We start from the raw sequence: 7150 nt of genomic DNA, 5'->3' as shown, positions 1-7150 counted from the left end.
GTGTGTAAGCGTAGCGATACGTTGAGCTAACCAGTACTAATGATCCGTGAGGCTTAACCTTACAACACCGAAGGTGTTTTGGTTGAGAGACTAAGATATTTGATTTTCAGCTTGAACCGAGATTTTAAGTCGATGGTTACAGATAACACTGTGACGGTTGATGAAACAGACAAAATCGTAGGGAACGATTTTGAACAACGCTTAGCGTTGGCCCCGAAGGGGTGAGTATCAGGATGATACGAATAATAAGAATTCAAAGAATTTGCCTGGCGGCACTAGCGCGGTGGTCCCACCTGACCCCATGCCGAACTCAGAAGTGAAACGCCGTAGCGCCGATGGTAGTGTGGGGTCTCCCCATGCGAGAGTAGGGAACTGCCAGGCTCCAATTAAGCAAAAAGCCCTGTACTGACGTACAGGGCTTTTTGCTGTCTGCGATTTATGAAATTCCTCAACAGAAATCCAAAAGATTAGCTTGTTCACAGTTTTTGGCACTGCAACATCAATACCAGATAATTCTATATAACATCTGCATTACCACCTGCTTTACTGGATCTGTGGAATTTGTTCCGATTCAGGAAGACAGGAGATTAATAAAGTGACCGAAGCAACAACAACGCATCAGGATAAAACTATTATTACTAGCTCAGATTCGCGCCGGCGTATTCGGGCGATTGTAGGCGCGTCATCAGGGAATCTGGTTGAATGGTTTGATTTCTACGTTTATTCATTTTGCTCTTTGTATTTTGCCCATATCTTTTTCCCCTCAGGTAATAACACAACACAGCTTCTACAAACAGCAGGCGTATTTGCAGCAGGGTTCTTGATGCGACCAATTGGCGGCTGGCTGTTTGGTTACATTGCCGATAAGCATGGGCGTAAAAACTCAATGCTGATTTCAGTATGCATGATGTGTTTTGGCTCGTTGGTAATTGCCTGTTTACCAGGATATTCCACCATTGGGACTTGGGCTCCTGCACTTCTATTGCTGGCACGTTTATTCCAGGGGTTATCCGTAGGCGGTGAGTACGGCACGAGTGCGACTTACATGAGTGAAGTTGCCATTGAAGGGCGAAAAGGTTTTTATGCGTCTTTTCAATATGTAACGCTTATTGGCGGGCAACTTTTAGCATTGTTGGTGGTTGTTGTACTTCAACAAATACTCAGCGAAGGCGAATTACGTGAATGGGGGTGGAGAATTCCTTTTGCACTTGGTGCCGTGCTGGCAGTGGTTGCTCTCTATTTACGTCGCTCACTTGATGAGACCTCAGATAAATCTACACGGGAACATAAAGATGCAGGTAGCCTGGTGGGGCTGTGGAAGAACCGCCGTGCCTTTATTATGGTTCTTGGATTTACAGCCGGTGGTTCGCTAAGCTTCTACACTTTCACCACCTATATGCAGAAATATTTAGTAAATACCGCTGGAATGCACGCCAATACAGCCAGTGCATTAATGACGTTTGCATTGTTGATATTTATGTTGGTACAACCCTTCTTTGGTGCGCTGTCTGACAAGATTGGGCGGCGTAATTCCATGCTCTGCTTTGGTGGCCTTGCTACAGTAATGACTGTACCTATTCTTACCGCTTTGCAAAACGTAAATTCACCGTATGCAGCATTTGGTCTCGTTATATTAGCTTTGCTGATAGCCAGCTTTTACACTTCTATAAGCGGTATTTTGAAAGCAGAAATGTTTCCACCTGAAGTTCGAGCATTAGGTGTTGGCCTGTCCTATGCGGTAGCGAATGCGTTGTTTGGTGGTTCGGCTGAATATGTCGCACTTTCACTGAAATCGGTAGGAATGGAAACCGCATTTTTCTGGTATGTCTCCGTGATGGGAGCAGTGGCATTCCTGGTATCACTGCTGTTGCACCGTAAAGGGAAAGGGATCAAACTTTAATATTTGGCGAGTTGCCAGATAGCGTAGCCGGTGGCGGCACCGGCTATATCCCATGTGAAATCTTTCCAGCTCCATCCGCTTCCAGCGGGCCGGCTATCCCAGAATTCTTTTGTTGCGCCTAGGCTGACCGAAAATAAGAAACCGAAATTTGCGCTACGGGAATCGCTCCAGCCCTGATGTTGACCATACTCATTACCTGCTGCGGATAATATAGCCGATGCAATAAAGTGCTGTGCTTTGTCCTGGCCATGCCACTGGTCTTGCGCCATATGGCTGCAACCGCTGAGAAGTACTATCGAAGGGAGTAAAAGACGCTGCATTCATGATCCTCTGGCTATAAAAAAACCCTGCAAGCAGGGCTTTAAATATAGCGATGAATTACAGAATGCGACTGATCAAGCGGTCGATACGGATTCTACGCAGGCGGCGGATAAGCTTACGGACTTTCTCCGGATATTCCGAGATGCTTTGTAGGTCACGATAGTGTTGAACTACCGTCGTGTGAGTACGGATTAATTCTAATTCATGGTCACGCTGTACAGCCAGTTCCTGTTTAGGGTCATGAATTAGAATCGCATTCTCCAGATCCAGTCGCCATGCTCTCGGGTTAAGGTTATTACCCGTCAATAGCATCCACTCATCATCTATCCACATGCCTTTGAGATGGAAAGTATTGTCGTCATCTTTCCACAGACGTACCACCAACTGGCCACTGTTTACGTAGTATTGTAAGCGACTCAGGAAACGGCGAAGATTAATTTCATAAAGATAGGGTAACGCACCAATTATCTTAAACGGCTGATCTTCTGGAATATAAAAATCATTCGCTGTCTTATCACCGACAATAATCTCGACTTGTTTTCCTTCGCGTAACAGCTCAATGATGCTACGTACCAGTACCGCGGGCAGGTTGAAATAAGGCGTGCAGATAACCAACTTGCGTTCGGTACACGGCATTAAATGATAGATAGTTTTATTGAGCAGACTGGCTTTACCCAGCCCAACCAGCGGCGTAACGGCAAGTTGCTCGTTATCGGCATTGCCCTGAAAATGGAAACTGGCATCGCGTAATTCCTGACGGAACAAGCGGATATCATTTTTGATTTCTGGGCTTTTTGGTCTGTGTTGTTTGTCTAATCGATGTACTGCACGACCACCCACCAGATTTTCGTGCATCCAGTTATACATGACGTCGGAAAGCTGAGGGTTACAGATAACCTGATAGCGGTCATAACGATATTTGTCATGCTGATGCAGATAAACATCATTAATACTCGCGCCGCTATAAATCACGCAATCATCAACAATAAAACCTTTGAAGTGTAGAACACCTAATGCTTCGCGTGTATTTACAGGCACGCCATAAACTGGAATTTCTACGCCGGGATATTCCTCGGTCATACGATGATACCAGTCAGCATTGGTGTTGGTTGCAACTGCGCCAATGCGGCCTCGTTGAGCACGATGCCAATCCACCAGAACGGTCACTTCAATTTCCGGGCGTTGTTGCTTGGCCTGGTAGAGAGCATTTAGCACGGCTTTACCGGCATCATCTTGCTCAAGATATAAAGCAACAATACAGATGCGGCGGGTGGCGCTCGCGATTTTTTGCAGCAGAACTTCACGGAAATCTGCTGGGGAGAAAAGAGTCTTTACATCATCAACTGACTGAGAAAGCTTCGGCAATTGGGCAAGGTGTTGTTGATGTTTATTACGTTTAAATTTAGACAACATCACAGTGCGTATCTTCTCTATTCATTGGATGGCCTTCTGCAAAATCCAGACGTCAGAACTTGCTGATAATACCACTACTGACCCGCAAAGTGAGTAAGTTTTCCAGTACCTTACTCACGAATCCATGCTTTTTATCAATGGAAGAGTCAGACTGACGATGCCATCTTCCAGTTGTATATCGACATCAAATCCGAGTTTTCGCGCCAAAGAGACCATACCTCGGTTGTTCGGCATGGTAATGCCATTCAATCTTTGCAGCCCATGTTCGCCGGTGTAACTAATCAGTTTTTCCAGCAGACGCCGCCCTAACCCGAGTCCCTTCAAATCGGAACGTACAAGCACAGCAAACTCAGCATCAATGTTGTCGGGATCTGAGATCGCACGAGTCACACCGATTATCTCCGGTGATCCGTTTAGCTCACGAATAGCCACAAAAGCCATTTCTCGATCGTAGTCGATCTGGGTCATATTGGCTAAATCTTCATGGGTAAATTCGTTGATCTCGCTGAAATAGCGATAGTAAAGATCCTCTTTGGTTACCAGGGAAATAAACTGTTGCAACAAAGGTTCATCTTCCGGGAGGATCGGGCGGAACAGGCATTGTTCGCCATTCTTGAGAGTGATGCTTTCTTCCAGCTGGTACGGATATGGGCGTATTGCAAGGCGGCTTTCCGGATCCCCCTCAAACTTATCGAGTTGCAAAGTGACATCCAGAAGCGTGAACTCATTGCCTGAAGCCAATAGTGGGTGAATATCCAGGCGACGAATCTCCGGGCAATCAACGATTAAGTTTGAAACCTGAACCAGGATCTGACTAATACCTGGCACATCCAGCGGGCGTAATGCACTGCGTCCACGGATTTTGCCGCTTTTGATCGCCTGAATAACAAGGTAGCGGGCGAGGTTCATATTGAGTGGAGGAAGAGCCACAACAGCCTGCTGGTCCGGACGCCACTCAACACCACCTTCGCCCAACATAATCAGCGGGCCAAACACCGGATCGTGCTCAACCACGATTCGGAGCTCCTGAGCGCCAGCACGGTTAGCCATACTTTGTACCAATAGCCCATGGATACGAGCTTGCGGCCACGCCATTTTCACGCGGTCAATAATTGCATCAGCGGCTTGCTGAACCTCAGCGGCGGTTCTTAGATACAGCATTACCCCCTGAACTTCAGATTTATGCGGAATATCTGGGGAGCGTAGCTTCAGCGCGACCGGATAACCTATTTGTTCGGCAATATGCACTGCTTCTGCACTGTCACCGGCAATCCAGGTGGGTAGCGTATTCAACCCATAAGCCTGCAAAATCGGACGTACTTCGTGAGTATCGAGCGACGTCGCACCTTCGCTTAATGCTTGCTGGATAAGAAGATGGGCATCGCTGGCATTGGCTTTCAAATTGGCGGGTAACGCTGGGGTTTCACGCAGTTGTTTCTGATTTCTGCGATATTCCACCATGTGCATAAAGGCGGTGACTGCACCTTCAGGGGTACGGTAAGTGGGAATGCTTGCGTCGCTGAATAATCGCCTGGATTCCTGCGAGGAATACTCGCCACACCAGTTGGTGATCAAAGTTATATATTTGCTACGCGGATGACGGTGTATTAACTCAATTAAGGCCGTGGCACTTTCGGTTCCCGGGGCTGCTGCACTCGGGGCATGAATAATCATTAATGCGTCAAAGTCCTGGCTATCAAGCAGGGTTTCCACTGCCCGGAGATAGCGCTCAGGTGTCGCATCGTCGCGTAAATCAAGCGGGTTTCCAGTTTCAACACTGATTGGCAACACACTTTTTAGCTTACCGAGGATTTCGTCACTCAGGGTCGCAAGTTTACCGTTGCGTAACCATAATTCGTCCAGCGCTAGTGCCGCGGGCGCCGCACCATTACTGATAATCATTAAGCGTTCACCGCGCAGTGGGCGCATGTGGCTTAACGTTTCTACAGCTGAAAAGAGTTCATGAGTGTCTTGAACGCGCAATAAACCGGCTCGTTGAATGGCTGCGTCCCACGCTGCATCAAGCCCAATATGTGTTTTGAGCAACTCCTGGGCTTTGCCACTTCTTCCGCTTTTAATCACCAGAATGGGTTTGTTACGTGAAGCACTTCGTGCCGCCGAGACAAAACGTCGCGCATCGCTCAGGTGTTCGAGATAAAGCAAAATCGCACTGGTTTTGGTATCGCGAGCCAGATAATCCAGCAGCTCATCAACATCAATATCCAGACTGTCACCCAGCGCAATAAACCACGAGAATCCCATTTCTCGTTGTTGAGCCCAGTCAAGAATGGTGTTGGACACCGCTGCAGATTGCGAGATGAATGCCAACTTGCCCTTCTGAATCGGAACGGGTGAGAAACTCGCATTAAGGCCTTGCCATGGCGCAAGCAGCCCAAGGCTATTTGGACCGAGCAAACGCATTTGCCATTGATTAGCACAAGCTAATAATTCGGGAAGTTGTTCTGGTGGAGCGGAGAGAATAATGCAGGCTTTACACCCTTTTTCTCCCAGTGATTGCAGTAATTCCGGGTTACGTTTCGAATGAGTGCAAATTACCGCAAGGTCAGGGGGGAAGGGGAGGCTTGCGATATCTGGCCAGGCAAGAACACCACACACCGCTTTATGGGTTGGTGTCACTGGCATTACCGGGCCATTAAAGCCTCCGGCCAACAGATTGCGCATCATTAAATAACCCGCGCGATCTGTTTTTGCAGAAGCCCCGATAACCGCAATTGATTTGGGGCGCAGCAGCGCCTCCAGCCCACGTTGACTCATTGTTCTCTCCCCTGAGAATTAACCCAGTGAGTTTAAACGCTTTCTGGCTCCGCTGCTGTGACACTGGATTGATGATGAGGTTTACCTGCCAGATATCGTTCACGGAACAACGTAAAATGCTCTGTCAGCCCGACGGCTGCGTGCTCATCGTCTGCAAGTGCGAGCAACGCTGCAGCAACTTCGGCGGTGCAGTATTGTCCATCGGCATGGGCTTCACGCAGTCGGTAGGCAGAAACAATACTCAAATCCACAGAAATGACCGGCAGATTATCCAGATATGGGCTCTTGCGGAACATCTTACGGGCTTCAGTCCATGTGCCATCGAGCATGATAAAAAGTGGTGGTTTGCCACTTTTTGGAGGCGTAGTCAGGACTTCTCGCTCAATGCTTGCATAAGATGCAGGGAACACAACCATTGGTTGGTAATCCGGGGAGCTGACTAAATCGAGCAGTGCCTGTGGTGGTTCTGTTCGTGACCACTGGAATGCTTCAGTGTCTGGCAAAATATCTGCAATAAGTCGCCCGGTATTACTCGGCTTCATTGGCTCTGTGTCAAACATAACCAGGCAGAAACGGCTTCGTGCATTCTGTGGCTGTAGTGTTTCACACAGGCATTGTTTTAGCGGCAGCAGGCAGCGCTGGCAACGGCGGATGCGGTTACCACGAGCAAGAAATGGGCGAGTTGCACGCGCCAGGCGTTCGGCACGAAGACGTAAGACGGCGTTTTCAGTCATCAGATAA

The 7150-nt window shown here is 48.1% G+C and carries 5 protein-coding genes and 1 rRNA gene; 2 read left to right on the top strand and 4 right to left on the bottom strand.

The features are described 5' to 3' along the window. Window positions 1-265 precede the first annotated feature (265 nt). Together rrf and EC843_RS08260 are read left to right on the top strand one after the other, a co-directional pair. Window positions 266-381 (top strand): 5S ribosomal RNA (rrf, locus tag EC843_RS08265). A 214-nt stretch (window positions 382-595) separates the two neighbouring features. Continuing rightward, window positions 596-1900, top strand: a complete 1305-nt coding sequence (locus tag EC843_RS08260; RefSeq protein ID WP_064544332.1) for an MFS transporter — start codon at window positions 596-598, stop codon at window positions 1898-1900. Here the strand turns inward: EC843_RS08260 and EC843_RS08255 are convergent. The 4 genes from EC843_RS08255 to EC843_RS08240 all read right to left on the bottom strand — a co-directional run bounded on the left by EC843_RS08255 (window position 1897) and on the right by EC843_RS08240 (window position 7143). After that, complete coding sequence (locus EC843_RS08255) at window positions 1897-2220, bottom strand: YfiM family lipoprotein (protein ID WP_064544334.1); 324 nt, start codon at window positions 2218-2220, stop codon at window positions 1897-1899. The two genes, EC843_RS08260 and EC843_RS08255, sit on opposite strands and share 4 nt — an antisense overlap. Before the next feature lie 58 nt (window positions 2221-2278). Next, window positions 2279-3634, bottom strand: coding sequence for a CDP-diacylglycerol--serine O-phosphatidyltransferase (gene pssA, locus EC843_RS08250; protein WP_064544336.1), 1356 nt, complete (start codon window positions 3632-3634; stop codon window positions 2279-2281). A 114-nt stretch (window positions 3635-3748) separates the two neighbouring features. Beyond that, on the bottom strand, window positions 3749-6409 hold the full coding sequence (gene pat, locus EC843_RS08245; RefSeq protein WP_133522037.1) for a protein lysine acetyltransferase: 2661 nt from the start codon (window positions 6407-6409) through the stop codon (window positions 3749-3751). A 32-nt stretch (window positions 6410-6441) separates the two neighbouring features. Next, window positions 6442-7143, bottom strand: a complete 702-nt coding sequence (locus EC843_RS08240; protein ID WP_064544339.1) for a tRNA-uridine aminocarboxypropyltransferase — start codon at window positions 7141-7143, stop codon at window positions 6442-6444. Window positions 7144-7150: the final 7 nt, after the last annotated feature.

The organism is Buttiauxella sp. JUb87 (genome assembly GCF_004361975.1).
GTDB lineage: Bacteria > Pseudomonadota > Gammaproteobacteria > Enterobacterales > Enterobacteriaceae > Buttiauxella > Buttiauxella ferragutiae.
Note: the sequence above shows the minus strand (reverse complement) of the source record. Positions and strands in the feature narration are given on the sequence as shown.

What these genes read in the sequence shown, in the direction of transcription:
- EC843_RS08240 (WP_064544339.1), bottom strand. Translation starts at nt 7,143, where the DNA reads ATGACTGAAAACGCCGTCTTACGTCTTCGTGCCGAACGCCTGGCGCGT.
- pssA (WP_064544336.1), bottom strand. Translation starts at nt 3,634, where the DNA reads ATGTTGTCTAAATTTAAACGTAATAAACATCAACAACACCTTGCCCAA.
- EC843_RS08255 (WP_064544334.1), bottom strand. Translation starts at nt 2,220, where the DNA reads ATGCAGCGTCTTTTACTCCCTTCGATAGTACTTCTCAGCGGTTGCAGC.
- pat (WP_133522037.1), bottom strand. Translation starts at nt 6,409, where the DNA reads ATGAGTCAACGTGGGCTGGAGGCGCTGCTGCGCCCCAAATCAATTGCG.